Here is a 25905-nt window from a genome sequence, read left to right as displayed (position 1 = left end):
TGACGGGGTTCTGACGGGAGGCGCGGTGCCGGCGGGTACCGCGCCTCCCGTCGTCCGTGTGGTCGGGTCGACGGCTCCGGTCGCGTCGGCGGGTCCGCTCCGGATCCGGGTCGTGGCGTCAGCAGCTGACGGAGCGCGCCATCCGCTCGAGGAGCTCACGCGCTGACATCGCGGCGACCAGCTCGACCTCGACGGGGTTGATGCCGATCGCCCGCTCGAACGCGCGACGGCGGGCCTGGTCGGCGATCGGCACCTCGGGGCGCTGGGGCAGCACGGCGATGGCCCGGGCCGCCGCCTCGAACGCACCGGCGGGCTGTCCGAGCTGCTCCCACATGGCCCGGACGTCGTGCGCCACCTGCTCGGGGTCGCCGCCGAACTCGAAGCCGGTCGAGGCCATGGTCGCGAGTCCCTGGGCAGTGGGGTCGTTCGGGGTCATGTCGGCATGGTCGCACGGACGGCCGCGAACCGGCTCGACGTCGTGGTCTGTCCCCCCTTGTGCCGACACCCGTACCGGGGATTCTGGTGTCCCCCGTTCTGCGTTTGGATGGACGTGCCCCGGATCCGGGGTGACACGGACAGGACGTCCGGGGACGACGGAGGGCACGATGCTCGAACACACCAGCGCCGACACGCAGGCCGCAGTGGCCGCGGCGGCCACACTGCACCTGCGGATCACGATCGTGGGCGCCACCGTCGACCTGCTCCGGGACGTCCCCTTCCACGAGGCCCGGCCGGTGCAGGTCGCCGAGCGGATGGGCATCAGCGTCGCGGAACTGGAGCAGCACTTCCCGTCGTGGGACGGCCTGGTCCTCGCCGCACTGGACCGCTGGAACGGCGCCCGGATGGACGAGGTCACGCGCGAGGTCGGTGACGGCTCGACGGTGGACCTGCTCCGCGCCATCGTCGCCTCGAACGCCGAGGACCCGGCCCTGATGCGCCTGCTCGTCGCCCTGCTGTCCGTCGCGGGCAACCCGGCGCACCCGATGGCGACCTACCTGCGGTCGCGCTACCAGCTCTTCTTCGCACAGATCAAGCGCGGCCTGGAGCACGACGTCGCGATCGGCCGTGCCCCGCACACGATGGACCCCCGCCGCGGCGCCGAGCAGCTCATCGCCCTGTACGAGGGGCTGCAGCTGCAGGCCCTGCTCCGTGCCGAGCTCGACCTCGTGGCGGCGTTCGACCGCGCGGTCGCCCGGCTCGAGCGCGGCTGGATGGAGCGGTACGAGCCGCAGGCCGCCCGCCGTCTGGCGATGTGGAACGACGACGACTCGGGCAGCTGGGAGATCTGACGGCGGTTCGTCCGCGGAGCGCGTTCCTTGCGTCGTCGTGCAGCGTCTCGCGGGTACTCCGGGGAGTCGCAACCTGACGGAAGGAACCGACATGGCAGCACCGAACCCCATCCAGGTCCAGAAGTACCTGAGCGGCATCGACTACCCGGCGTCGAAGGACGAGGTGGTCTCCACCGCCGAACAGGAGGGCGCCCCGGACGGCGTCCTCGAGGCACTCCGCGCGATCCCGGACGGCGAGTACGACGCCCCGACCGCGGTGTCGAGCGCGGTGTCCGACGCCGGCTGAGCGCGGCACGCCCACCTGGTGAGCAGAAGCGGTCGGGTGCGTGCATCGCACCCGACCGCTTCTGCTCACGAAGCGTCTTCCGGCTCGGCGCCGCTCACGAAGCGCCGCCGCTCCGTGACCCGCGCGGCACCGACCCGTCGCCGGGGTCGTACCCGGTGTCGCGGATGACCCGCAGCGCCCGGGTGTCGTTGTGGACCGAGTGCACGACGACCCGACGCGTCCGTCGGAGTGCTCGCCGGGCACCCGGTGTCGCGAAGAGCCCACCGAGCACCAGGCCCGCGCCGATCCCCAGTGCCACGGACACCGCCGCCACGAAGTCGAGCGCGGCGCTCGACGACCCGGACATGAAGTTCAGCAGGGCGTTCGACACGGCGACACCGGGCAGCAGCGCCCCGCAGAACGCGGGCACCGCGATCGCCGCCACGGCCGTGCGCATCCGGACGGCCGCGTAGGTCGAGAGCACCCCGAGCAGCACCGCCGCCAGGAACGTCGCACCGAGGAGCGGCAGCCCGGCCTGCCGCAGTGCCCAGAGGGATGCAGCGGCGGCGACGGAGAACACCACGGCGACCGGGATCACCCGAGCGCTGGCCTGCTGCACGAAGCAGTTCGCGCCGGCCGACACCACGGTCAGCGACAGTGACGCCCAGAGCGGCAGGGTCTGCGTCACGATCCCGGTCGGGTCGACCTCGATCCGCAGCCAGTGCGTCATCGCGATCCCGGCCGGCACCCCGACCACGATCGCCGCGATGACCAGCCCGATGTAGAACGCCCGGGCCACCGCCATCGCCCGGAACCCGGAGATGGCGTCCTGTGCCCAGGTCACCAGGGACGGGTGCGGCAGCAGGAGCACCACGAGCGCCGCGACCATCGTCGCCGCACCGTTCGCGTTCAACACCCCGGCCCAGATGGCCAGCGTGCCGATCGCCGACGCCGCCGCGCCCTGCGCTCCGGACACGAAGAACTGCGGGTACCCCCGGTCCGTGAGCCAGCGCCCGGAGACGATGATCCCGAGCATCAGCACGAACGCCCCGAGTCCGGCCCGCCACCCGCCACCGGCCTGCACGGCGATCGAGATGCCGAGGATCGACAGGCCGACGTCGGACAGCCACATCGGCCACCGCGGCGGGAGTCGCAGCACGGCGACCAGGGCGCTCACACCCGATGTCATGTCGCGGTCGTCGTGGATCAGGTCGTCGACGATCTGGTTCGCCCGCGCGAGCTTGTCGAGGTCGGAGCCGTCCGACCGCACGGTGCGGAACTTGACGAGTGGCGGGACGTCGGCCGGGGCGTACTGGATGGTGACCGAGCTGCCGGAGAAGTCGAGGTCGAGCGGTGCGAGGTTCCACTTCGTCGAGACCGCGACGACGGCAGTCTCGACGCTGCGGGTGTCGGCACCGGAGGCCAGCATGACCTCGGCCAGGTCGAGGCAGAAGTCGACGATCTGCGTCGCCGTGTACTGGTCGCGCCCCTTCGCGTCGGGCTCGACGTGCTCGTAGATCGTGCCGCGCAAGCGGGCTCGTGCGTCCCGCAGGTCGTGCTGCGCCAGACTGCGGCGGCGTGACCGGGGCGGGCGGCCCGGCTTGTGCGGGCCCGGGAGGTGCTGCTCGGCCATCACGCCATGGTGCCAGTCGACGGCGTGCGAGTCCGGACGTCCGCTGGACGCCCTGGTCTCAGTCCCTGCGGCGGGTGCTCAGGCGGCCGAGCGCGAAGGCGGCGACGACCGCGCCCACCAGCACGAGGACCGGTCCGACGGTCAGCTGCCAGGGCCGGATGCCCCCGACGAACGCGTAGTCGGACAGCGGTGCGTACGCGAACCACCCGAAGGACGACGGCGGAGCCGTCAGCACGAACACGATCCCGACGACGACGGCCAGCAGGCCGAGCCAGAGGGCGACGAGGGTCGGGGTGGCGAGGAATCGGGGCACGGCACCCAGCGTAGGTGGGCGACGGACCGGAGGCCCGTGGCGGGGTCGCCACGGGCCTCCGGTCCGTCGGGTGCTGACGGCTCCTGCGTGCTGCGCTTACTGCTCGAAGGTCGCGTGCAGCGTGATCTCGACGCCGGTCAGCGCCTTGCTGACGGGGCAGGTCGCCTTGGCGTCCTCGGCGGCCTTGAGGAAGGCTGCCTCGTCGATGCCGGAGACCTCGCCGCTGACGGTGAGGACGATGCCGGTGAGGCGGAAGCCGCCGGCCGGGTCCGGGCCGAGCGAGACGTCGGCCTTGACGTCGAGGGCCTCGACCGTGCCGCCGGCCTCGCCGAGCACGGCGGAGAACTGCATGGCGTAGCAGGCCGAGTGGGCGGCGGCGATGAGCTCCTCGGGGCTCGTGGTGCCGCCGGCGTCCTCGGCGGTGCGCTTCGGGAACGAGACGTCGTACGTGCCGACCTTCGAGCTCGAGAGTTCGACCTGACCGGAACCGTCCTCGAGGCCGCCGTTCCAGGCGGTGCGTGCGGTGCGAGTGGGCATGCCCGCTCCTTTCGTGTGGGGGAGTGGCCCCGAACGGGACCACCGCTCCCGAGTCAATCGGAGAACGATCGTTCTCGCAACGGGCTCACGGCGAAGACGCAGGGTCGGGGCCTGCTGGCGACAGGTGTTGCGCAAAGCAACAGGTGTAGGCTAAGTCCCGGATCGTTCGATCCGCCGCGACGCCGCACCCCTCCTGACGCCCGACGGATCTCCGTCGACCCGCCGTCCACAGCAAGGAGACCCACATGCGCGCCGTCGTGTTCGAGCAGTACCAGACCTTCCCGTCCCTGACCGAGGTCCCGAAGCCTGCACCCGGGCCCGGTGAGGTCCTGCTGAAGGTCGCCGGCGCCGGTGCCTGCCACTCGGACGTCGCCGTGTACCGGGAGTTCCAGCAGGGGCAGCCGGGAGCCCAGGCCCCCGCGTTCGTGCTCGGCCACGAGAACTCCGGCTGGGTCGAGGCCGTCGGCGACGGGGTCACCGGCTTCACCGAGGGTGACGCCTTCCTGGTCTACGGGCCGGTCGGCTGCGGGCACTGCTCGTACTGCTCGAAGGGGCAGGACACCTACTGCGAGAACGCCGCGACGAACCCGTACATGGGGATCGGCCTGGGGCGCGACGGTGGCATGGCGGAGTACGTGAGCGTCCCCGCCCGGAACCTCGTGCCGCTCGGTGACGCCGACCCGGTCGCCGCCGCACCGCTCAGCGACGCCGCGCTCACGCCGTACCACGCGATCAAGAACTCCCTGCCGAATCTGGCCGGGGGCGGTCGCTTCGCGCTCGTCGTCGGGCTCGGCGGCCTCGGGCAGATCGCCGTGCAGATCCTCACGGCGCTCACCGGTGCCACGGTCATCGCGACCGACATGAAGCAGGACGCGATGGACCGCGCTGCCGCCCGCGGCGCGATCACCGTCCCCGGCGGCCCGGACCAGGCTGAGCGCATCCGCGAGATCACCGGCGGACGCGGCGTGGACGCGGCCTTCGACTTCGTCGGTGCCACCCCCACGATCAAGGTCGCGCAGGCCTCGATGGCGGTCGGCGGGCGGTTCACCGTCGTCGGGATCGCTGGCGGCACCACCGAGTGGAACTTCTTCTCGACGCCGTACGAGTCGACGATCACCAACACCTACTGGGGCACCATCGAGGACCTGCACGAGGTCGTCGCGATGTACCGCGCCGGCCAGATCGTCCCCGACGTCGAGCGGTACGCGTTGTCCGACGCGCTCGAGGCGTACCGGAAGCTCGAGGCCGGGGAGCTCTCGGGCCGCGCGGTGGTCGTCCCGACGCTCTGAGGCGCGGGCGTACCCGGTCGGATCGGGCGTACCCGGTCGAATCGGGCATACCTGGTCGGAAGTTCTGACCAGGTATGCCCGATTCCCCTTTCCAACGCGGGTGTCCTGGGAAGGAACGAGCGCCGAGGGTCAGCGTCCCGCCGCGTAGCCCTGCGCGCCGCGGGGGTTCGCGGCGGCACCGAGGACCCCGGTCTCCGGGTCGCGGGTGACGCACGACAGTCGGCCCAGGCTCCAGTCACCGCCGCGGGTCACGACGTGTCCGCGGGCCTCGAGTGCCGCGATGACGTCGTCGCCCAGGCGGTCCTCGACGACCAGGCCCGCGGGCTCCCACGTTCGCGGCCAGAACGACCCCGGGAACGACGTGGTGTGCAGCGCCGGGGCGTCGATGGCCTGCTGCGGGGAGTACCCGCCGACGATCCAGCGCAGCAGGAACAGCAGCTGCCACTGGTCCTGCTGGTCACCGCCGGGGGAGCCGAGCGCGGCGACCGGCTGCCCGCCGCGGAGCACCAGGGTCGGCGTCAGCGTGGTCCGGGGGCGCTCGCCGGGGCGCAGGGTCGACGCCGTGCCCGGTTCGAGCCACGTCATCTGCAGGCGGGTGCCGAGGCAGAACCCGAGCTCGGGGATCGTCGGCGACGACTGCAGCCAGCCGCCGGACGGGGTCGCGCTGACGATGTTGCCCCAGCGGTCCACGACGTCGATGTGGCACGTGTCGCCGCGGGTCTCGCCGTCGGGGGTCACGAACGGCTCGCCGCGGTCCTCGAGCGGAGCGGCCGGCGGGACGTCGGCGTCGCGGGCGACCTGCACGGTCGGTTCGCCCACGCCCACCGACCCGGCGGAGTCGTAGGCGGTACGGACGGGAGGCATCGCGTGCTCGACCCCTGCGACCGTGCCGGGTCGGAGCTCGGCAGAGGCCCGCTCCCCGATCAGCGCGCGGCGCTCGTCGGCGTAGGCGTCGGAGAGCAGGACGTCCATCGGGACCTCGCCGTCACCGTAGAACGCCTCGCGGTCGGCGAGCGCGAGCTTCTGCGCCTCGACGATCGTGTGCGCACCGAGCTCGGTCGACGGGTCGAGCAGGGCGTCGTCGAGCGGTTCGAGCAGCCGCAGGGTCTGGAGCAGCGCCGGACCCTGGCCCCACGGCCCGGTCTTGGCGATGGTGCAGCCGCGAAACTCGACGGTCGTCGCGGGTTCGTACGACGCCCGGAACGCTGCCAGGTCCGACGCCCGGATGACGCCGGCGTGGTCGGTGCCCGACGCGTGCCGGTGCGGTTCGCGGACGAACCGGTCGATCGCCTCGGCGACGAAGCCCTCCGCCCACTCGGACCGGGCCGCGTCGATGCGGCCGGTCCGGCTGCCGGCACCGTCGCCGGCTTCGACCAGTCGGTCGAGCACTGCAGCGAGTGCCTCGTTGCGCACCAGGTCGCCGGGGGCCGGCACCGCGCCTCCCGGCAGCCACTGCGTGGCGGAGGTGGGCCAGTGCTGCTCGAACAGGTCGCGCACGGCGGTGATCGTCCGGATCACCGCAGATGCGACCGGGTGGCCGTCGCGGGCGTACCCGACGGCGGGGGCGAGGACGTCGGCGAGCTCCCAGGTACCGTGGTCGCGGAGCAGGAGCAGCCAGGCGTCGACCGCGCCGGGGACGGTCGCGGCGAGCGCACCGGAGCCGGGGACCAGGTCGAGGCCCTCGGCGCGGTAGTGCTCCGGGGTGGCACCCTCCGGGGCCGGACCCTGCCCGACCAGCACCGTCGGTGTGGGGTTCGTGGCCGTCGCGAAGACCGCCGTCAGGTCGCCGCCCGGACCGTTCAGGTGCGGCTCCACGACGTGCAGGACGAAGGCCCCGGCGACGGCGGCGTCGAACGCGTTGCCGCCGCGCTCGAGCACGGACTGGGCGGTCGCCGTCGCGATCCAGTGCGTCGAGGCCGCCATCCCGAACGTGCCCTGCAGGTCCGGACGAGTGGTCTGTGCTGTGGGCGGGACGAAGGCGGGGTTCGGCGTCGACATGGTCCCATCCTGTCCCGCCGTGATCGACCTCGTGCTGTACACCCCCAGTCCAAGGGGTTGTGCACCCCGTGCAGAAAAGCGAACATCGTTCGGCGACTCGTGCAGGGCGAGCGCCGCACGACCGTGCGCTCGCACGGTCGGTTCCAGGGCAGGGGATCCATGACCACCACTCCGTCGACCGTCGCACGTGCGCGCCGACTCCCACGCATCGCCGGCGCCGTGACGGCACTGGCCCTGGCGGCGGGGGCGCTCGTCGCGACAGCCGAACCGGCAGCGGCCTCTGCCGTCTGGGTCGGCTCGGCCCCGGCCGGGACGAAGATCCTGCCCGGCGACCAGGTCACGTCGCCGAACGGCCAGTTCAAGCTCATCATGCAGGGCGACGGCAACCTGGTCGAGTACGGCATCGGCAACCGCGTGCTGTGGGCGTCGAACACCGCCGGGAACTCCGGCGCGATCGCCGTGGTCGGCAAGAACCGCGCCCTCGACATCACCAAGAACGGCAAGCGCGTGGCGCGCTGGGCGTCCGCCGGCACCGTGAACTCGACGGCGTTGAAGGTGCGCGCCGACGGCACGATGGCGCTGCTCGCCGGCAAGACCGTCGTCGTGAGCTGGAACGGCTACCAGGACCGGGTCCCGTCGGGGAACACCATCCTGGGTGGGACCGTCCTGCGTTCCGACACCTCGAACACCCGCATCCTCAACATGCGCACCGACGGCAACCTGGTGCAGAAGGTCAGCGGCCGCGTCGTCTGGCAGTCGCGGACCGGAGGACACCCGGGCGCCTGGGCCGAGCTGCAGGCCAAGGGCAACTTCGTCATCTGGACCCGCGACGCGTCGCGCAAGAAGGTCGCTCTCTGGAGCTCGCGCACCAGCACCGCCGGGTCGGGCAACCTGCTCGTGCAGGTCGACGGCAACGTCGTGCTCTACGGCGCGAAGGACACCCGGGTCTGGTCGAGTCGACCGGTCACCGGCTTGGCCTGGCCCGTCAACGGCACGAAGATCACCGGCCGGTACGGCGACGACCGCGGCGCCGGGCACGTGCCGCGCTACCACCAGGGCACCGACGCTCCGGTGCCGGTCGGGACGCCGGTGTACGGCTCCGGGACCGGGACGGTCACCAAGACCATCGCGAACGACGCGGCCTACGGCAACTACATCGTCGTGACGTACGGCATGACGACGGTGCTGACGGCGCACCTCAGCAAGATCGAGGTGAAGCAGGGGCAGATCGTGAAGCTCGGCACCGAGATCGCGAAGTCCGGCAACACCGGACAGTCGACCGGGCCGCACGTGCACGTCGAGACGCGCCGGAACGGCACCCTCGTCGACCCGCTGAAGAACATGCACTTCCGCTGACGCGGGCGCGTTCGCGCGCGGCGGGCGTCGGCGCCGGCATGCGCTTCGTGAGCAGAAATGGTCGGGTGACCCACGGGGACCCGACCATTTGTGCACTGCAAGCGCGGGCGACCTCGCACGGTGCGAGAGCACGCCCGCGGCGCGGATAGCCTGGGCGGGATGAGGAAGCGCGGCGGAACGGTGCTCGTGTTGGTGGCGATCGGGGCGCTGGCGGGAGTGCTGTCCGGCCTGTTCGGCGTCGGTGGTGGTGTCATCGTGGTGCCGGCGCTGATGGCCTTCGTGCAGATGGACCAACGTCGGGCTTCGGCCACCTCGCTCGTGGCGATCGCCCCCGCGGCCGTCGTCGGTGCGGTCACCTACGCCGTGCAGGGCGAGGTGCACTGGCTCGCGGCCCTGACCCTGGCGGTCGGCAGCGTCATCGGCGCCCCGATCGGTGCCCGGCTGCTCCGTGCCCTGCCGCTCCGCGTGCTGCCGTGGATCTTCGTCGGGTTCATCGCCGTCGTGCTGGTGTCCCTGTTCACCACGGTGCCGACCCGCGGCGGCGAGGTGCACTTCGGGATCGTCGAGGCGATCGTCCTGCTGGTGCTCGGGCTGCTGTCGGGGGTGCTGTCCGGGCTGGTCGGGGTCGGCGGCGGGGTCGTCATCGTGCCGGGGCTCGAGGTCGTGCTCGGCGCCGGCGACCTGCTGGCGAAGGGCACGTCGCTCCTCACGATGGTGCCGACGTCGGTGTCCGGGACGGTCGCGAACCTACGGCGTCGCGCGGTCGACCTCCGGGTCGGGCTGACGGTCGGCATCACCGCCGCCGTCTGTTCGCCGGGTGGTGCCGTGCTCGCGCGCCTGGTCGACCCGCAGGTCGGCACCTGGCTGTTCGCGGCGTTCCTGGTGGTCGTCGCGGTCATCGTGCTCAGCCGCGGGCGTCGGAGTGCACCGAAGGACGACGCGACCGTCGGCGAGGTCGCATGACGGGCCTGCAGGCTGGGAACGGGCGCGACGCGGAAGCCGTGCTGGCGGCGTTCGCGCGCACCAACGGCGACGTCGCCGCGGCCCGCCGGGTCGCGCGGCAGTTCCACGACCTCGACGAGGGGGAGCGCTCGGCGCTGCTCTGGAGCGAGGACGACGGCGCGAAGCTCGTCGCCGTCCTGCTGCTCGTGCAGGCGATGCGGGCGAACCCCGACCCGGAGCTGACGGACGAGTACCTCTCGGCGGCGAAGGCCGAGCGGTTCGAGGACCCCGTCCTCGTCGACCTGGCTGCCGAGGAGCTCGTCGGTGCCCCGCTCGTGGGCGGTTCGACCGGCCCGCTGTTCGCGCTGGCGAAGTCCGACGTGGCGATGGTCCGCCGGATCGCGGTCGTGGCGACCCTGGCGTTCGTGAAGCAGGGCGACGCCGAGGCAGCGCTCGGCATCGCCGGCCGTCTGGTTCGGGAGCGGAGCGAGACGGTGCAGTCGGCGCTCGGGTGGGTGCTGCGCGAGACCGGGAAGCGGGCGTCCGAGCCGGAGCTCGTGGCGTTCCTCGAGAAGAGCGGCCGGTTCCTGACGCCGGCGGCGCGACGGACGGCGTCCGAGCACCTGCCACCGAGCGAGCGCGACCGCCTGCGGGTCTGAACTCCTCGGCGGCCTAGGCTGCGGGCATGCACACCGAAGTGCCCCGGATCGACGCCGGACTCATCGAACGACTCGTCGCGGCGCAGTTCCCCGACTGGACCGACCTGCCCGTGCGGGAGGTCGACCACCAGGGTTGGGACAACCGGACGTACCGGCTCGGGGACGCACTGTCGGTGCGACTGCCGAGCGCGGCCGGCTACGTGCCCGCGGTCGAGAAGGAGCAGGACGTCCTGCCGTACCTGGCCCGTCGGTTGGACGTCGCCGTGCCGGAACCCGTGGCGCTCGGTGAACCGGGTCTGGGGTACCCGTTCCCGTGGTCGGTGCGGCGGTGGCTCGACGGTGTGCCGGCCGTGCAGGTCGACGACCTCGACCACGAGCGCTTCGCGGCCGAGGTCGGTGCCGTGCTCCGGCAGCTCCGGAGCGTCCCGGCGACGGGTGGCCCCACCGCCGGCGCGCACTCGTTCCACCGCGGAGAACACCCGTCCGTGTACGACGCCGAGGTGCGGGCGGCGCTCGACACGCTCGGCGGCGGCGGCGGCGGCGGCAGCGGCAGGGGCGGCACCGGCGGCTCCGTCGCCGACCGCGGCGCGTGCGAAGCGGTCTGGGCCGAGGCCCTCGCCAGCCGGTGGGACGGGCCGGCCGTCTGGTTCCACGGTGACGTCGCCCCGGGCAACCTGCTGGTCGACGACACCGGGCGGCTGTGCGCGGTGATCGACTTCGGCACGAGCGGCGTGGGGGACCCGGCGTGCGACCTCGTGCTCGCGTGGACGATGCTGGACGGCCCGGCGCGACGGGTGTTCCGGCAGTTGGTCGACCTGGACGACGACACGTGGGCGCGCGCACGGGGATGGGCGCTGTGGAAGGCGCTCATCATGCTCGCGGGCAGTGCCGGACCCGGCGACCGCGACGAGCACGAGCGGGTCCTCGCAGCCGTCCTCGGCTGACGTCGAGCGCACCGCCGCCCGCCCGCGCCGACGTGCGCGAGGGGGACGCGGGGCTGGGAGCGTCCACGGGGCGGGCGCGTACCGAGGAGGAGAACGCGAGTCGTGCCTCCAGGCCGGCTCGAAGCGACCACGAGAGGAACGCGACGTGCGCGCACTGACCTGGCAGGGCACCGAGAAGGTGTCCGTCGAGACCGTCCCCGACCCGACCATCCAGGAGCCGACCGACGCGATCGTGCGGATCACCTCCACGGCGATCTGCGGCTCCGACCTGCACCTGTACCGCGTGCTCGGCCCGTACATCGACCGCGGCGACGTCCTCGGCCACGAGCCGATGGGCGTCGTGGAAGAGGTCGGGTCCGGTGTCACGAACCTGAAGGTCGGCGACCGGGTCGTCATCCCCTTCAACATCTCCTGCGGCCACTGCTGGATGTGCCAGCACGGGCTGCAGTCGCAGTGCGAGACCACCCAGGTGACCGAGTACGGCAGCGGCGCGTCACTGTTCGGCTACACGAAGATGTACGGCCAGGTCCCCGGCGGCCAGGCCGAGTACCTGCGCGTGCCGCACGCCGACTACGGCCCCATCGTGGTGCCGGACGACGGCACCCCCGACGACCGCTGGCTGTTCCTGAGCGACATCCTGCCGACGGCGTGGCAGGCCGTGCAGTACGCCCAGGTGCCCGAGGGCGGCACGCTCGCCGTGCTCGGCCTCGGCCCGGTCGGCCAGTTCGCCGCCCGCATCGGCAAGCACCTCGGCTACCGCGTGCTCGCCGTCGATCCCGAGCAGGTCCGCCGCGACCTCGGGGCGAAGCACGGCGCCGAGGTGTTCGACCTGACGAAGGACCTGGTGCCCGAGCTCGTCGACCTGACCGACGGCCGGGGCCCCGACGGGGTCGTCGACGCCGTCGGCATGGAGGCCCACGGCAACCCGATGGCGGGCTTCGCCCAGCGTGCAGCCGGCCTGCTGCCGGACAAGCTCGCGCAGAAGGCGATCGAGACGGCGGGTGTCGACCGCCTGGCGGCCGTCCACGCGGCCATCGACCTGGTCCGCCGTGGTGGCACAGTCTCGCTGAGCGGTGTGTACGGCGGCATGGCTGACCCGATGCCGATGATGACGCTGTTCGACAAGCAGATCACCATCCGCGAGGGCCAGTGCAACGTGAAGCGCTGGATCGACGACATCATGCCGCTCGTCTCCGACCCGTCGGACCCGCTCGGCACGCTCGACCTGACCACCCACCGCGTCTCGCTCGAGGAGGCCCCGCACATGTACGAGGTCTTCCAGAAGAAGCAGGACGGCTGCGTCAAGGTCGTGCTCGACCCCGCGATGGCCGCGGCCTGATGCGCGTCGTCGTCGTCGGCGCGACCGGCAACGTGGGGACGGCGGTGCTCCGTCGGCTCACGGCGGTGCGGGCCGACGGCGACGGCGCTGCTCCTGCGCCCGCAGGTGCGTCGGCTGGTGGCCGCGACGCCGCCGGCGTCCAGATCGTCGGCGTCGCCCGACGGCTGCCGGACCTGCGCGCGGAACCGTACGCCGCCGCCGTCTGGCACGCCGTGGACGTCGGCGCCGCGGACGCCGTCGACCAGCTCGCCGCCGTGTTCCAGGGCGCCGACGCCGTCATCCACCTGGCGTGGGCGCTCCAGCCCACGCACGACATCCCCGCGCAGCACCGCTCGAACGTGACCGGGACCGCGAACGTCCTGGCGGCCGTCGCGCGCGCCGGGGTGCCCCAGGTCGTCGTGGCGTCCTCGGTGGGCGCGTACCGCGGGGTGGACGTCGACGGCAAGCGCACCCCCGTGGACGAGACCTGGCCAGCCGACGGCATCCCGACGGCGACGTACTCGATCCACAAGGCCGCCAACGAGGCCGCGATGGACGCGTTCGAGGCCGACCACCCCTCCGTGACCGTCACCCGGCTGCGCCCGGGGCTGATCTTCCAGCGGGACGCCGCCGCCGAGATCCGCGGGCTGTTCCTCGGACACCTCGTGCCGATGTCGATCGTGCGGTGGATCCGTTGGCTGGTGCTGCCGCTGCCGTACCCGTTCGTGTTCCAGGCCGTGCACGCCGACGACGTCGCCGACGCCTACTGGCGCGCCGTCGACCGACGGGCAGCGGGGGCGTTCAACATCGCCGCGTCGCCCGTGCTCAATCCGCCTCGCCTGGCTCGGGCCTTCGGCATGCTCGGTGCCGTGCGGATCCCGCTGCGCCTGCTGCGCGGGATCGTGACGGTGACGTGGCGGCTGCGGTTGCAGCCGACGGACGCCGGGTGGATCGACATCGCCGCTGGCGTGCCGATCATGCGGACCGACCGTGCCCGGGCGGTGCTCGGATGGGAGGCCCGGCACACCTCCGAAGAAGCGTTGCGTGCACTCGTGGCCGGCTTCGCGGACGGTGCGAACGTGCCGGGGTCGGGGCCGCTGCGCGGCTGAGCGGGCTGGGGCTGGCCGGGGGGTGGTGGGGGTTGTGCTGCCGGGTCGAATCGGGCGTACCGGGTGCTTTCGGGCGTACCGGGTCGGAAGTTTCGACCAGGTACGCCCGTTTCCACGTTCCATCGCGGGCGTTCTGGGAAGGAACACCCGCTCGCATCCTCCGTCTCGCGCTACGCTTCGCTCGTCGTTGTGAGAAGGGGGAGCGCGATGGTGCTCAGTTGGTCCGCGTTCAGTGAGCTCGAGGGTCCGGGGGAGTCGGGGATGCCCGACCTGTTCGACGGCTGGTTCGGCATCGCGTTCGGGGTCGTCGCGGCGCTGACGATCCTCACCACCCTGACGATCGTCATCCTGACGCTCTACCGGGGCAAGCGGATGGCCGATCGCGGTCAGAACCCCCTCACCATGCAGGAGGACATCGCGTACCAGGCGATGCAGAGCCGCACGTTCGCGCCGGACAAGCCGCTCGAACAGCGGCTCGCCGAACTCGACGACCTGCACGCGCGCGGCGTGATCTCCGACGAGGAGCACGGCAGTGCCCGAGCCGAAGCCCTGCGCGGACGATGATCGCCCGGGAAGAAGTGCACAACCCGCTGGTCCCGCCGGTCTACGACCTCGTCTGGACCCTGCTGATGGCGCTCATCGTCGTCGCGGTCATCGCCGCCGTGTGCGTCGCGGTCGTCCGCAGTCGGCGCCCGCACGGTGCGCCCCGGAGCTCGCCGGAGCAGCGGCTCCTCGAACTCGACGAGCTGCACGCCCGCGGGGCCATCACCGACGACGAACGCCGAGCCGCGCGGGCCGAGGCCCTGCGCGGCTAGCCTGGGCGGGTGCTGCTGCCGACGGACCTGCTCGGGGTGTGGGACCTCCACCGGACGGTGCACGACCACCGCGCCGGCGTCGCTGGGATCGTCACCGGGACCACCACCTTGACCCGGGTCGGCGACGACGAGGTGCGCTGGGACGAGACCGGCGTGATGACGTTCGACGGGCGGACGACCCCGGTGTCGCGGACCCTCGTGCTGCGGCGGACGAGCAGCGGTACGGGCACGGCCGCCGCGACCGCGGACCGCGCGGACCACGCCGACGGCGCCTGGACCGTGCACTTCTCCGACGGTCGGGTCTTCCACGACTGGGTCTGGGGCACGAGCGTCGCCCACGCCTGCGCTCCGGACGACTACACGGGTGCCTTCGACGGCGACCAGGACCGCTGGACGGTGCGGTGGGAAGCGCGAGGCCCCGCGAAGGACTACCGGCTGGACAGCGTCCTCACCCGACCCCGGCCGTGACCTGCGAGGTCGGCGGTCACCGCCAGACTGGGAGCATGGCACGCTCCTCCGGCACCGACGCCCCGCGCATCACCCTGACCGAACCGACGAACCTCGAGGACTGGGCGCCAGCACCCGGTGACGTCCTGACGGGTGACCGCATCGAGGGCAAGCGCATCGACGTCCTCGACCTGGCCGGCGAGCGATTGCCCGACCTGGAGATCGAGGAGTGCGTCATCGACACGTTCCGGGGCGACGACGCGGACCTCCGTGGGCTCCGGGTCCGTGACTCGGTCGTCGACTCGCTCGACGCCCCGATCCTGCGGGCGTCGAGCAGCGCGTGGCGCGAGGTCCGGGTCTCCGGCGGTCGGGTCGGCTCGGCGGAGCTGTACGACTCCGGGCTGAACGGCGTCGAGTTCATCGGCATGAAGTTCGGGTTCGTGAACCTGCGCGGCTCGACGATCACCGACGTGGTGTTCCGCGACTGCGTCATCGACGAACTCGACATCGCCGACGCGAAGCTGCTGCGGGTGTCGTTCGACGGCAGCAGCATCCGCGCCGCCGAGGGGTCGAACACCCGCATCGACCACGTGGACCTGCGTGGTGCGGACCTCGATCGGGTCGAGCGGCTCGAGGGGTTCCGCGGGGCCACGATCGGCGCCGACCAGCTGTACACGCTCGCGCCGCTGCTGGCCGCGCAGGCCGGCTACCGCGTCGACTGACCGAGCCCGGGTTTCGCGCTCACCGACACTGCACGCCCGCCCGGCCCCGCGAACTGTCGCTCAGCCCGAAACAGCGCCCGAGCCGACGCCCGCGCCGACCCCGGCCAGCGCCGCCGCCAGGTCGGCCTGCACCAGGTCGCCGTGCACCGCCGCGCCCGTCTGGGTGCCGGCAGCCGCCGACGCGATGACCGTCGCCATCGGGGCCGCCACGTTGCCGGCCGCGTAGACACCGCGCACCGCGGTCTGCCCGGCGGCGTCCACGGTCAGCGCGGTCGCGAAGCGGTGGTCGCCCATGAACTGGTCGGTGGCGGTGAGGCCGAGCCCGGACAGGAAGTCCACCCGCGCCTCGGGTCGACTCGCCGTGGCCAGGGCATCGAGCTCGACGAACGAACCGTCGCCGAGCCGGACCCCGATCAGCCGGTCACCCTCGGAGACCACGGCGGCGACGGGGCCCTCGATGACCTTGATCCCACGGGCGGTCAAACCGGCCAGGGTGGTGTCGTCCATCAGTGCGGGATCGGTCAGGAACGCCGTCACCCGATCGCTCAGCGCCCGGAACATGAGCGCGTGGTGCGAGCCGTTCGGTGTCGTGACGAGGACCCCGATCCGCTGGTCGCGGATCTCCCACCCGTGGCAGAACGGGCAGTGCACGACCCCGCGCCCCCACTGCTCGGCCAGGCCCGGGACCTCGGGCAGGACGTCCACGGCGCCGGAGGCGACGAGCAGCCTGCGTGCCGTGACGACCGCGCCGGACTCCAACGTGACCGAGAAGCCGACCGGGTCGTGCGCGTCCCCGGTCGTGGCGGACGTGGCCACGATCCTCCCGGCCGTGACCTGGACGCCGTAGGCGGCGACCTCGCCGCGACCGATGCGGATCAGCTCGGCTGGCGCGACGCCCTCGTGCCCGAGGTAGTTGTGGGCACCGGCTGCCGGGGCGTTGCGGGGCTCGCCGGAGTCGACGACGAGCACCGAGCGGCGCGAGCGTCCGAGGATGAGGGCGGCGGAGAGGCCGGCGGCCGAGCCGCCGATGACGATGACGTCGAAGTGATCAGGCATGCGGTGATCATGTGCTCGATCCCGAAGAAACGGCAAAGAAGATTGCTGATGTGGCAACATGGCCGGCATGGGACACGGCAAGGACGAACGCATCGCGCCGCGGACGACGTCGGAGGTCGTCGACGGCGTCGGCCCCCGCCTGCGCGCACTGCGCGCCCACCGCGACGTCACGCTCGCCGCGCTGTCCGAGGAGACCGGGGTCTCGGTGAGCACCCTGTCGCGGCTCGAGTCCGGGCAGCGGAAGCCGACGCTGGAACTGCTGCTGCCCCTGGCCCGGGCGTACCAGGTGCCGCTCGACGACCTGGTCGGCGCACCGCAGACGGGCGACCCGCGCGTGCACATGAAGCCCGAGGTGCACGGTGGCCGCGTGGTCGTGCCGCTGACGAAGCGGACCGGCGGCGTGCGCTCGTTCAAGCAGCTGTTCCCGCCGAACACCCCGGGCGGAGAACCGTCACTCAAGACGCACGAGGGCTACGAGTGGCTCTACGTGCTGTCCGGGCGGCTCCGGCTGGTGCTGGGGGAGCACGACCTCGACCTGGGTCCCGGTGAGGTCGCCGAGTTCGACACCCACACCCCGCACTGGATGGGCAACGTGACCGGCTCCGTCACCGAGGTGCTGTGCCTGTACGGGCCGCAGGGCGAGCGGGCGCACGTCCGGTCCCGCCCCGCCCGGTGACCGGCTGCGCTACGGCGTGAACACGTGCGCCACGACGTCGTCGAGCAGATCGGTCGTCTCGATGTTCGACTGCTGGATGCGGATGCCGATGTCGCCCCGGGTGAAGTACGTGTCGCCGTCCGTGACCGGGTACTGCGAGTTCTTCGAGACCTTCTGGCACAGGTACCCGTCGGACTCGTCGCCGCAGTCGTAGCCCTTCGCAGAGAGCTGCTCCAGCGCGTCGCGGGCTGCGGCCGGGTCGACGGCGTCGACCGCGATGGACAGGTACGAGATGTCGGCCTGCGGCTCCCGCCACACGCAGTACAGCCGCTTGCCGTCACCCTGCAGCGCCGGGGTGAACGAGCTCTTCGGGATCGCGATCGGGTCGCCGACGACCGACGGGTCGTTGAGCGGTGCCGATGCGAACTCCTCGTCCCACCTGCCGGGGGTGACCAGGTCGGTGCAGCTGGTCGGGACGGTGGCGGTGTCGTCGTCGACATCCGCGTCCTCCGAGCTGGTGGGGCTGGGGCTTGGTGCGGTCGTCGGGTCAGCGGCGGTGGTCGCGGTGGCGCTCGCCGGTCCCGCCGGGCCGGCCTGTGCGCAGCCGGTCAGGGCGAGGCCCGCAGCCAACAGGGCCGCGAACGTGATCGTGTGGCGCATGGTTCCCCTTCGTGCGGTCGCATCGAGTCGTGACCGTCACTCATGAACGTACCGACCGTCGGCCGCGATGGCTGGGAGCGTCACCGCATCGTCGTCCCCGACCCCGCCGGTCGGCGGCTACGCCACCACCGCCGCGACCGCGACCCCGCGCGCAGCCGTCGCGCCCAACGGCGCACCGGGTTCGCCCGGCGGCCGTTCACCCGGAACGTGTGGAAGGCACGTCGCGTCCGCACCCAGACGGACCGGAGACCCGACAGCGGTCGAGCAGACACCTGCACCGTGAGCACGGGGTCGGCCACCACCCGCCAGGCCGGGTCGAGCTGCATGCTCAGGTCGACGTCGTCGTGCACCTCGGCGTCGTCGCGGTGCACCCGCCCGCCGACCGCGACCCAGGTCGACCGCCGCATCGCCATGGCGGACCCGAACAACGGCGGGTGTCCGAGGGCGCTCCACATCAGCACGAAGTACGGACCCATGTAGACGGCGTCCCACAGTCGTCGCACCACGGGGCCACCGCCCCGGGGCCGGCCCGGACCGGTGACCGCGACCACCTCGGGGTCGGCGAGCAGCCGGACCGCGTCGGCGATCCAGGACGGCGGTGGGACGGAGTCGGCGTCGAGCCGCACGACGACGTCGCCGGACGCCTGGTCGTAGCCGCGCGCCGAGGCTCGGGCGATCCCGGGCACCGGCTCCGTGAGCACGACCGCACCGGCGTCCCGGGCGACCGCCGCGCTGTCGTCGGTGCTGCCGTTGTCGACCACGACGACCTCGTCGGCCGGCCGGGTCTGGGCCGCGAGGGCGGTGAGGCACCGTCGCAGGTGCACGGCGTCGTCCCGCACGGGGATCACGACCGAGACACGGGGCATCCGTCGATACAACCGGTTGCCGCCTGTGCGGATTGCCGGACCGCGTTTCCCGGCATTCCTGGGTCCTGACCCAGAGGGCAGCGCGCACGTTCGGTGGCGAAACGCCCCCGGTGCACGCCGGGGACGACGACAACCGGAAGGCCGACCATGACCACGAACCCACCCGGGAACGACTCCGGGACGCCCATCCACGACCGCACGGCAGCCTCCGAGGGGCACGAGGTCGCTCCCGGCGTGACCGTGCCGTCGTACGCCAGCGGCACCCCTGCTGCGCGACCCGCTGACCCCGGTGCGCCGCAGACGTACGACCCGTACGGCGACAGCGCCGCCGAGGTGCCGTTCGACGCGCCGCTCGACGCCGTCCCGGCCGACGAGCAACTCCCCGCCGTCCCGTCCGCCGCGTCCAGCGGCAGCACCGGCGGTACCGGCAGCACCGGCGGTACCGGCAGCATCGGTGACGCAGGCAGCACCGGCGGCGACTCCGGCTCCGGCAAGGCCGACGCGGCGAAGGGTGCCGCGCAGGACGTCGCCGGCGACGCCAAGGAGAAGGCCGCGAACGTCGCGGGCACCGCCAAGGAGCAGGCGTCGAAGGTGGCCTCCGAGGCGACCGACCACGCCAAGCAGCTCTACGGCCAGGCGTCCGAGAACCTCAAGCAGCAGGCCGGCGAGCAGCAGCAGCGCGCCGCCGGGGGCCTCCGCAGCCTCGGCGAGCAGCTCGGACGCATGGCCGAGAACGACGACGAGCAGGGTGTCGCCTCGAAGGTCGTCCGCGACCTCTCCGGCCGTGCCACGTCGGCCGCCGGGTTCCTCGAGAACCGCGACCCGGGCTCGCTGCTCGACGAGGTGAAGACCTTCGCCGCGAAGCGCCCCGGCACCTTCATCGCGATCGCCGCGGGCGCCGGCCTGCTCGCCGGCCGCCTGACCAAGGCGCTCGCGACCGAGGTCAAGCACGAGAAGGAGGCCGGCGACGGCACCACCGGATCGGGGAGTGGCGTATGAGCCAGTCCGTCCCCGGCGCCACACCCCTGGGCGAACCGACGCCCGAGGAGCGCGCCGCGACCACGCCGCTCGGTGAGCTGCTGTCCGACGTGTCGCGTGACCTCTCCAGCCTGTTCCGGCAGGAGGTCGCCCTCGCGAAGGCCGAGCTGACCGACTCCGCGAAGAAGGCCGGCAAGGCGGGCGGGATGTTCGGCGGCGCCGGGCTCACTGCCGTGTTCGCCCTGCTGTTCCTGTCGATCGCCGCCTGGTGGGGCCTCGGCTACCTGATCGGCAACGCCTGGTCCGCCCTGATCATCGCGGTCGTCTACGCCATCGTCGCCGCCATCCTCGCCGTCCGTGGACGCAAGGAGATCAAGGAGATCAAGGGCGCCCCGCAGACGGTCGAGACCGCCAAGGAAGTCCCCGAGACACTCAAGCCCAACACCGGGAGGAAGCCATGAGCACCCCAGACGAGATCCGCGCCGACATCGAGCGCACCCGCGGCGAACTCGGCTCCGACGTCGACGCACTCGCCGACAAGGTCAGCCCGTCGTCCATCGCCCACCGCCAGAGCGAGAAGGTGAAGGGCCGGTTCCAGGACGTCCGCGAATCCGTGATGGGTGCCGCCCACTCGGCTCGCTCGAGCGCCTCCGGTTCCGCCTCGGGCGCGACCGGTCAGGCGAAGGACGTCGCGCAGAAGGGCGTCGAGAAGGCGAGGGGCAACCCCCTGGCCGTCGGCCTCATCGCGTTCGGTGCCGGTTGGCTCGTGTCGTCGCTCCTGCCGACCACCGACAAGGAAGAAGAACTCGCCGGTGAGCTGAAGGACAAGGCAGCGCCGCTCGTCGACGAGGTCAAGGAGCAGGCGAAGGACGTCGGTTCGCAGCTCGGCGACGTGGCGAAGGGGCACGCGCAGGACCTCGCGGGCACCGCGCAGGAAGCCGCGCAGACGGTCAAGGGCGAGGCGCAGGGGGCCGCGTCCGACGTCAAGGACAACGCGCAGGGTGCCGCGGACGACGTCCGCAGCAGCTGAGCGGAACCCCATGACGGTCTGGAGGCCCGTGGCGACATCGCCACGGGCCTCCGGTCCGTCAGGCGGTAGCGTTCCGGGCATGGACCCGATCGACGAGCTCGCCGCCGAGCTGCGGCAGTCCATCGGACGGGTCGTGCGTGCCGCACGACGCGAGGCGGACGCGCTGCCGGCCACGCACACCACCACCCTCGGGTTCCTGCACCGCGAGGGCCCGATGACGATCGCGGAACTCGCGCGCCGCCGCGGGGTGAAGCACCAGGGGCAGTCCCGCACGGTCGGCGAACTGGCCGAGCTCGGCTACGTCGACCGGACGGCGTCGGACACCGACCGCCGAGCGTCGGTCATCCGGGTCACGGACGCCGGCCGGGCCGCACTGCAGCGGGACATGGACGCCCGCACGGACTGGCTGGCCGACGCGATCCGCGAGGAGACCGACGCCGAGGAGCGTGCGCTGCTGCGCCGCCTGCCCGAGCTGTTCGAGCGGGTCGCCCGCCGGGCCGACTGAACGACCCCTCACCTTCCCGGCGCCCGTAGAAGTACAACACCGCTGTACAGTCGTGTGCATGGAGCTGACGAAGTACAACCACGCCACCGTCGTCCTCGAGCAGGACGGCGTCACCCTCGTCATCGACCCCGGGGTGTTCACGCCCGAGGCCGTCGACCTCGTCCGCGGAGCCGCGGGTGTCCTCGTCACGCACGACCACCCCGACCACTTCGACATCGACGCCCTCCGTGCAGGGCTCGCCGCGAACCCGGACCTCGTCGTCCGCGGCCCGGCGACGGTCGTCGAGCAGCTCGGTGAACACCACGGCCGGGTCGCAGCGGTGCACGCTGGCGACACGATCGCGGTCGGGCCGTTCTCCGTCCGGGTCTTCGGCGAGCAGCACGCGGTCATCCACCCCGACATCCCCTCCACCGCCAACGTCGGGTACCTGGTGGACGACGCCGTGTTCCACCCCGGTGACGCGTACCTGCAGCCCGGCGTCCCCGTGCAGACCCTGCTCCTGCCGACGAGCGGTCCGTGGACGAACACCGCCCACGCCGTCGACTACGTGCGTGCCGTGGCACCGGAGCGGGCCGTGCAGATCCACGAGGCGATGCTGAGCGAACTCGGCCAGCAGTCCGCCGCGCGCTTCCTCGGGCCCGACGGTCTCGGGCCGGTGCCCGTCCTGATCCTGCCGGCGGGGGAGACGATCACCGTCTGACGGACGCGGGCGGCCCCTGGGAGGCGATCCGGGCCTCCCGAGCAGCATGGTGGGATGGCCGACGCACCCACGACAGCAGTCCTCTTCGACATCGACGGCACCCTCGCCGACTCGAACTACGCGCACATCGACGCCTGGTGGCGAGCGTTCCTGGCGGCGGGGGAGTCCGTCGACGCCTGGCGCATCCACCGCGCGATCGGGATGGACTCGGCGAAGCTGCTCGAGACACTGCTGCCGGACGCGTCCCAGGAGACCCGCGACACCGCGAAGCAGTTCCACACCGCCTACTACGCCGAGCAGATGCCGCGGCTCCGGCTGCTTCCGGGTGCACGCGAGCTCCTGCAGGCCGTCGCCGAGGCCGGGCACGCAGTGGTCCTGGCGACCAGCGCGCCCGAGCACGAACTCGCCCGCCTGCGCGAACTGCTCGACGCGGGCGAGTGGGTCACCGCCGAGACCAGCTCCGAGGACGTCGAGCAGGCGAAGCCGGACCCGGGCATCATCCGGGTCGCGCTCGACAAGGTTGGCGTGTCCGCCGACGACGCCGTGATGGTCGGCGACGCCATGTGGGACGTCGAGTCCGCCGGCAAGGTGGGGGTGCGGTGCGTGGGCGTGATGACCGGCGGCATCGGCGGTGACGAGCTCCGGGGCGCCGGGGCGGCCGAGGTGTACGACGACGCGGCAGCGCTCCTCGCGGCCTTCCGCGCCGGCGAGGGCCCGATCGCGGCGCTCGGTCAGCGCGCCTGACGGGCGGCGCCGGTCGCGCCCGACGGGCGCCTCGGGTTTCCGCGTCGTCGGTTGCCCGTGCCAGGATCGACGTTCGTGATCACGATCGAACGCGTGTCCTGGGACGACCCCCGCAGCGTGGTGCTCCGTGCCCGCATGGACGACGAGATGCACGAGCGCTACGGGTCGGCGAACGCCGGCGAGGACCCGGCGGTCACCGCCGAGCGGGGTCGTGCGCTCAGCGTCGATCCGTCGACCGTCGTCACGTCGGTCCTGGCCCTCGACGACTCCGGTGAAGCGGTCGGGCACATCGCCGTCCGGCGTCTGGGTGACGAGGTCGAGCTGAAGCGCCTCATCGTGCTGGCCTCGGCGCGCGGCAAGGGTGCGGCCACCGCGCTGCTCGACGAGTGCGAGCGCGTCGGTCGCGAACTCGGCGCCCCGCGGCTCATCCTGCAGACGGGCGACAAGCAGCCCGATGCCGTCGCGCTCTACCGCAAGACCGGCTGGGACCAGATCACGGTCTACGAGCCCTACGTCTCGACCATGCCGTGGTCGTTCTGCTTCGAGAAGACGCTGTAGACCGGCCGAAATCCACATTGCACTTTCAGCGCGAGAGTGCAATTCTTGGTCGGTGAGCACCACCGAACGCACCCGCGCGCTGCGTCGACGCATGATCGTCGAAGCACGCCGGGCGACGGTCGAGCACGGGCTGCACGGCTTCACGATCGAGCAGCTCTGCGAGACCGTCGGGGTGTCGCGCCGCACGTTCTTCAACCACTTCGGGTCGAAGGACGACGCCGTGCTCGGCATCGAGCTCAACGCCGACGTCGAGGCGATCGACGCCTACGCCGCGGGCGGGATCGTCCCCGGCGAACTCGACCCCCTCGGGTCGATCGTCGCGCTGGCGATCGACCAGTTCCACCGGGTCGGCATCGCCCGCGCCGACGAGGCCCTGGTCCGCCGCGTGTTCGAGCGGGAGCCGGCACTCGTCGCACGGTTCCTGTCGGCGACCGACGTGCAGCTCGCCCGGATCACCGTGGCCCTGCGGCGCCGGTTCGGGTGGGACGACCCCGCCGACCGCCGACCACGCCTGGTCACCGAGGCCGCGGCCGCGTTGATGAAGGCCACCGCGACCGAGTACTTCGACGACGCGTTCGACGAGGCCACGGGGCCGACGTTCGATGCGCTGCTCACCGAGAACCTCCGCCTGCTCAGGGCGGTCACCACGATCGAACGGGAACACACCACATGAGCGCCACCGCGCCGGGCACGACCAAGCGTGCCCGCCCAGGCTCCGACGGGCCGCTGCTCCTGACGCAGCGTCGCATCTGGATCATCTTCTCCGCGCTGATCGCGGGGATGCTGCTCTCCAGCCTCGACCAGACCATCGTCTCCACCGCGATGCCGACCATCGTCGGCGAGCTCGGCGGCGTCGCGCACCAGGCCTGGTTGACGACCGGGTACCTGCTCGCCTCGACCATCGTGATGCCCGTCTACGGCAAGTTCGGCGATGTCCTCGGGCGCCGCAACCTGTTCCTCATCGCCATCGCGCTGTTCACCATCGCGTCGGCCGGGTGCGCGTTCGCCACCGACTTCACGCAACTCGTGGCGTTCCGTGCCATGCAGGGGCTCGGCGGGGGTGGCCTGATGATCCTGTCGCAGGCGATCATCGCGGACATCGTGCCCGCCTCGCAGCGTGGCAAGTACCTCGGCCCGCTCGGTGCGATCTTCGGCCTCTCCGCCATCGGTGGCCCGCTGCTCGGTGGCTTCTTCGTGGACCACCTCACCTGGAACTGGGCGTTCTACATCAACATCCCCGTCGGCATCGCGGCGTTCTTCGTGGCGTGGTTCGCGCTGACCCTGCCGAACAAGAAGGCGACGAAGCGCATCGACGTCCTCGGCGTGCTGTTCATGTCCGCCGCGACCACGTGCCTCGTGTTCTTCTCGGAGTTCGGTGGCAGCAAGGACCACGGCTGGGACGCCCCCGAGACCTGGGCCTGGTTCGCCGGTCTCGTCGTCTCGGCAGCACTCCTGGTGTTCGTCGAGTCGCGTGCCCAGGACCCGGTGCTCCCGCTGTCGTTCTTCCGCAACCGCACCTTCCTGCTGGCGACCGGCATCGGCCTCGTGCTCGGCATCGGCATGTTCGCCGCGATCGGCTTCGTCCCGACCTTCCTGCAGATGGCCTCTGGCACCTCGGCCGCGGTCTCCGGCCTGCTCATGCTGCCGATGATGGCCGGTCTGATCGGGACGTCGATCGCCTCGGGTGTCCTGATCACCAAGACCGGCCGCTACCGGATGTTCCCGATCGTCGGCACGGTCCTGGTGGCCATCGCGATGCTCGCGATGACCCAGCTGGCCGCCGACACCCCGATCTGGCTCATCTGCGCCTACCTGTTCGTCTTCGGTGCGGGGCTCGGCCTCATCATGCAGGTGGTCGTCCTCGTCGCGCAGAACGCCGTGCCCGCCGAGCAGGTCGGTACCGCCACCTCGACGAACAACTACTTCCGCGAGGTCGGTGCCTCCCTCGGCACCGCCGTCTTCGGTGCGCTCTTCACCGCTCGGCTCACCACGTCGCTGACCGACGTGTTCCGCGGGGCGGGCGGCTCCGCGACCGACGCAGCGTCCTCAGCGGGCAGCATCGACCCGGCGACCGTCGCGAAGCTGCCGGCGGCGGTGCAGGACGGCATCGTCAACGCCTACGCCGACTCGCTCGCGCCCGTGTTCTGGTACCTGCTGCCCTTCATCGCGATCGCGTTCCTCCTCGCCCTGTTCCTGCCGCAGATCACGCTGTCCGACACTGCCGGCATGGTCGCCCGTGGCGAGGCCGTCGGCGGTGAGGAGGCCGACGAGCTCGAGCGCGCCCAGCGCGCGGCCCGGGCGGAGCACGCGCAGCCGGTCGAGCCCGCGGACCGCACGCAGCAGTAGCTTGCCTCGCGAAAGCGACAGATCTGCGCGGAACGTCCGCGGACATCTGTCGCTTTCGCGTCGGCGGGTGCGGCGGCACCCTCCTCGCGAAAGCGACAGTCTGCCGCGGAACATCGGCGGCGCACTGTCGCTTCCGCGGAGATGACGTGAGCGCCTCGGGGAGAAGCGTCG

Annotated in this window: 31 protein-coding genes; 23 read left to right on the top strand and 8 right to left on the bottom strand. The window is 72.2% G+C overall.

Features of this window, described 5'->3' with window-relative positions:
- Nucleotides 1-118: 118 nt before the first annotated feature.
- Nucleotides 119-436, bottom strand: a complete 318-nt coding sequence (locus tag DEJ17_RS11795) for a hypothetical protein (RefSeq protein ID WP_110894073.1) — start codon at nt 434-436, stop codon at nt 119-121.
- 169 nt (nt 437-605) lie between these two features.
- On the opposite strand from DEJ17_RS11795, the gene DEJ17_RS11790 reads away from it, so the two are divergent.
- The gene (locus tag DEJ17_RS11790) at nt 606-1289 is read left to right on the top strand and encodes a TetR/AcrR family transcriptional regulator (RefSeq protein WP_110894071.1); all 684 of its coding nucleotides are present in this window, start codon (nt 606-608) and stop codon (nt 1287-1289) included.
- A 91-nt stretch (nt 1290-1380) separates the two neighbouring features.
- Nucleotides 1381-1575, top strand: coding sequence for a DUF2795 domain-containing protein (locus DEJ17_RS11785; RefSeq protein ID WP_110894069.1), 195 nt, complete (start codon nt 1381-1383; stop codon nt 1573-1575).
- A gap of 94 nt (nt 1576-1669) precedes the next feature.
- Here the strand turns inward: DEJ17_RS11785 and DEJ17_RS11780 are convergent, their stop codons facing one another.
- The 3 genes from DEJ17_RS11780 to DEJ17_RS11770 form a co-directional block, all read right to left on the bottom strand.
- On the bottom strand, nt 1670-3187 hold the full coding sequence (locus DEJ17_RS11780; protein ID WP_110894067.1) for a threonine/serine exporter ThrE family protein: 1518 nt from the start codon (nt 3185-3187) through the stop codon (nt 1670-1672).
- A gap of 58 nt (nt 3188-3245) precedes the next feature.
- Entirely contained in the window at nt 3246-3500 is a 255-nt protein-coding gene (locus DEJ17_RS11775; RefSeq protein WP_110894065.1) for a hypothetical protein, read from the bottom strand.
- Between the two features lie 96 nt (nt 3501-3596).
- Nucleotides 3597-4037 carry an OsmC family peroxiredoxin gene (locus DEJ17_RS11770; protein ID WP_027467170.1) on the bottom strand — a complete coding sequence of 147 codons (441 nt, stop codon included), beginning with the start codon at nt 4035-4037 and terminating at the stop codon, nt 3597-3599.
- A 245-nt stretch (nt 4038-4282) separates the two neighbouring features.
- Here DEJ17_RS11770 and DEJ17_RS11765 point away from each other — a divergent pair, with 245 nt between their 5' ends.
- Nucleotides 4283-5326 carry an NAD(P)-dependent alcohol dehydrogenase gene (locus DEJ17_RS11765; protein WP_110894062.1) on the top strand — a complete coding sequence of 348 codons (1044 nt, stop codon included), beginning with the start codon at nt 4283-4285 and terminating at the stop codon, nt 5324-5326.
- Nucleotides 5327-5455: 129 nt separating this feature from the next.
- Here DEJ17_RS11765 and DEJ17_RS11760 read toward each other — a convergent pair whose 3' ends face one another.
- Nucleotides 5456-7324, bottom strand: a complete 1869-nt coding sequence (locus DEJ17_RS11760; RefSeq protein ID WP_110894060.1) for a gamma-glutamyltransferase family protein — start codon at nt 7322-7324, stop codon at nt 5456-5458.
- A gap of 159 nt (nt 7325-7483) precedes the next feature.
- On the opposite strand from DEJ17_RS11760, the gene DEJ17_RS18160 reads away from it, so the two are divergent.
- From DEJ17_RS18160 to DEJ17_RS11710, 10 genes are all read left to right on the top strand, one after another.
- Nucleotides 7484-8680 carry a peptidoglycan DD-metalloendopeptidase family protein gene (locus tag DEJ17_RS18160; RefSeq protein ID WP_146239708.1) on the top strand — a complete coding sequence of 399 codons (1197 nt, stop codon included), beginning with the start codon at nt 7484-7486 and terminating at the stop codon, nt 8678-8680.
- Nucleotides 8681-8839: 159 nt separating this feature from the next.
- Nucleotides 8840-9643, top strand: coding sequence for a sulfite exporter TauE/SafE family protein (locus DEJ17_RS11750; protein ID WP_110894056.1), 804 nt, complete (start codon nt 8840-8842; stop codon nt 9641-9643).
- Complete coding sequence (locus DEJ17_RS11745; RefSeq protein ID WP_110894054.1) at nt 9640-10281, top strand: DNA alkylation repair protein; 642 nt, start codon at nt 9640-9642, stop codon at nt 10279-10281. Before DEJ17_RS11750 ends, DEJ17_RS11745 begins: the two co-directional genes overlap by 4 nt.
- Nucleotides 10282-10307: 26 nt before the next feature.
- Complete coding sequence (locus DEJ17_RS11740) at nt 10308-11225, top strand: aminoglycoside phosphotransferase family protein (protein WP_110894052.1); 918 nt, start codon at nt 10308-10310, stop codon at nt 11223-11225.
- Nucleotides 11226-11370: 145 nt separating this feature from the next.
- Nucleotides 11371-12564: a zinc-dependent alcohol dehydrogenase gene (locus tag DEJ17_RS11735; protein ID WP_110894050.1), complete on the top strand. Its 1194-nt coding sequence runs from the start codon at nt 11371-11373 to the stop codon at nt 12562-12564.
- Nucleotides 12564-13652 carry an NAD-dependent epimerase/dehydratase family protein gene (locus DEJ17_RS11730; RefSeq protein WP_110894048.1) on the top strand — a complete coding sequence of 363 codons (1089 nt, stop codon included), beginning with the start codon at nt 12564-12566 and terminating at the stop codon, nt 13650-13652. Before DEJ17_RS11735 ends, DEJ17_RS11730 begins: the two co-directional genes overlap by 1 nt.
- Nucleotides 13653-13859: 207 nt before the next feature.
- On the top strand, nt 13860-14216 hold the full coding sequence (locus DEJ17_RS11725; protein ID WP_110894046.1) for a hypothetical protein: 357 nt from the start codon (nt 13860-13862) through the stop codon (nt 14214-14216).
- 14 nt (nt 14217-14230) lie between these two features.
- On the top strand, nt 14231-14467 hold the full coding sequence (locus DEJ17_RS11720; RefSeq protein ID WP_146239707.1) for a hypothetical protein: 237 nt from the start codon (nt 14231-14233) through the stop codon (nt 14465-14467).
- Nucleotides 14468-14476: 9 nt separating this feature from the next.
- The gene (locus DEJ17_RS11715) at nt 14477-14935 is read left to right on the top strand and encodes a DUF6314 family protein (RefSeq protein ID WP_110894042.1); all 459 of its coding nucleotides are present in this window, start codon (nt 14477-14479) and stop codon (nt 14933-14935) included.
- 35 nt (nt 14936-14970) lie between these two features.
- The gene (locus DEJ17_RS11710; RefSeq protein ID WP_110894040.1) at nt 14971-15636 is read left to right on the top strand and encodes a pentapeptide repeat-containing protein; all 666 of its coding nucleotides are present in this window, start codon (nt 14971-14973) and stop codon (nt 15634-15636) included.
- A 60-nt stretch (nt 15637-15696) separates the two neighbouring features.
- On the opposite strand, the gene DEJ17_RS11705 is transcribed toward DEJ17_RS11710, so the two are convergent.
- Complete coding sequence (locus DEJ17_RS11705; RefSeq protein ID WP_110894038.1) at nt 15697-16692, bottom strand: NAD(P)/FAD-dependent oxidoreductase; 996 nt, start codon at nt 16690-16692, stop codon at nt 15697-15699.
- Between the two features lie 58 nt (nt 16693-16750).
- Between DEJ17_RS11705 and DEJ17_RS11700 the strand changes: the two genes are divergently transcribed.
- Nucleotides 16751-17368 (top strand): helix-turn-helix domain-containing protein, encoded by a 618-nt coding sequence (locus DEJ17_RS11700; RefSeq protein WP_110894036.1) that lies wholly within the window; start codon nt 16751-16753, stop codon nt 17366-17368.
- A 9-nt stretch (nt 17369-17377) separates the two neighbouring features.
- On the opposite strand, the gene DEJ17_RS11695 is transcribed toward DEJ17_RS11700, so the two are convergent.
- Both DEJ17_RS11695 and DEJ17_RS11690 read right to left on the bottom strand, forming a co-directional pair.
- Complete coding sequence (locus DEJ17_RS11695; RefSeq protein ID WP_110894034.1) at nt 17378-18007, bottom strand: hypothetical protein; 630 nt, start codon at nt 18005-18007, stop codon at nt 17378-17380.
- An 80-nt stretch (nt 18008-18087) separates the two neighbouring features.
- Entirely contained in the window at nt 18088-18873 is a 786-nt protein-coding gene (locus tag DEJ17_RS11690) for a glycosyltransferase family 2 protein (RefSeq protein WP_110894032.1), read from the bottom strand.
- A 147-nt stretch (nt 18874-19020) separates the two neighbouring features.
- On the opposite strand from DEJ17_RS11690, the gene DEJ17_RS11685 reads away from it, so the two are divergent.
- The 9 genes from DEJ17_RS11685 (at nt 19021) to DEJ17_RS11645 (ending at nt 25734) form a co-directional block, all read left to right on the top strand.
- On the top strand, nt 19021-19872 hold the full coding sequence (locus tag DEJ17_RS11685) for a hypothetical protein (RefSeq protein WP_110894030.1): 852 nt from the start codon (nt 19021-19023) through the stop codon (nt 19870-19872).
- Nucleotides 19869-20312, top strand: a complete 444-nt coding sequence (locus DEJ17_RS11680) for a phage holin family protein (RefSeq protein ID WP_051597109.1) — start codon at nt 19869-19871, stop codon at nt 20310-20312. Before DEJ17_RS11685 ends, DEJ17_RS11680 begins: the two co-directional genes overlap by 4 nt.
- The gene (locus DEJ17_RS11675; RefSeq protein WP_110894028.1) at nt 20309-20881 is read left to right on the top strand and encodes a DUF3618 domain-containing protein; all 573 of its coding nucleotides are present in this window, start codon (nt 20309-20311) and stop codon (nt 20879-20881) included. Before DEJ17_RS11680 ends, DEJ17_RS11675 begins: the two co-directional genes overlap by 4 nt.
- Before the next feature lie 79 nt (nt 20882-20960).
- Entirely contained in the window at nt 20961-21386 is a 426-nt protein-coding gene (locus tag DEJ17_RS11670) for a MarR family winged helix-turn-helix transcriptional regulator (RefSeq protein WP_110894026.1), read from the top strand.
- Between the two features lie 58 nt (nt 21387-21444).
- Entirely contained in the window at nt 21445-22086 is a 642-nt protein-coding gene (locus tag DEJ17_RS11665) for an MBL fold metallo-hydrolase (protein WP_110894024.1), read from the top strand.
- A 54-nt stretch (nt 22087-22140) separates the two neighbouring features.
- Nucleotides 22141-22830 (top strand): HAD family hydrolase, encoded by a 690-nt coding sequence (locus tag DEJ17_RS11660; protein ID WP_110894022.1) that lies wholly within the window; start codon nt 22141-22143, stop codon nt 22828-22830.
- A 75-nt stretch (nt 22831-22905) separates the two neighbouring features.
- Nucleotides 22906-23388, top strand: a complete 483-nt coding sequence (locus DEJ17_RS11655) for a GNAT family N-acetyltransferase (protein WP_258366782.1) — start codon at nt 22906-22908, stop codon at nt 23386-23388.
- 52 nt (nt 23389-23440) lie between these two features.
- Nucleotides 23441-24061 carry a TetR/AcrR family transcriptional regulator gene (locus DEJ17_RS11650; protein ID WP_258366781.1) on the top strand — a complete coding sequence of 207 codons (621 nt, stop codon included), beginning with the start codon at nt 23441-23443 and terminating at the stop codon, nt 24059-24061.
- Entirely contained in the window at nt 24058-25734 is a 1677-nt protein-coding gene (locus DEJ17_RS11645; RefSeq protein ID WP_110894020.1) for an MDR family MFS transporter, read from the top strand. The genes DEJ17_RS11650 and DEJ17_RS11645 overlap by 4 nt, the downstream gene beginning before the upstream one ends.
- The last annotated feature ends 171 nt before the right edge of the window (nt 25735-25905 follow it).

Origin of the sequence: Curtobacterium sp. MCSS17_011 (assembly GCF_003224275.1) — a bacterium.
Classification (GTDB): Bacteria; Actinomycetota; Actinomycetes; order Actinomycetales; family Microbacteriaceae; genus Curtobacterium.
Note: the sequence above shows the minus strand (reverse complement) of the source record. Positions and strands in the feature narration are given on the sequence as shown.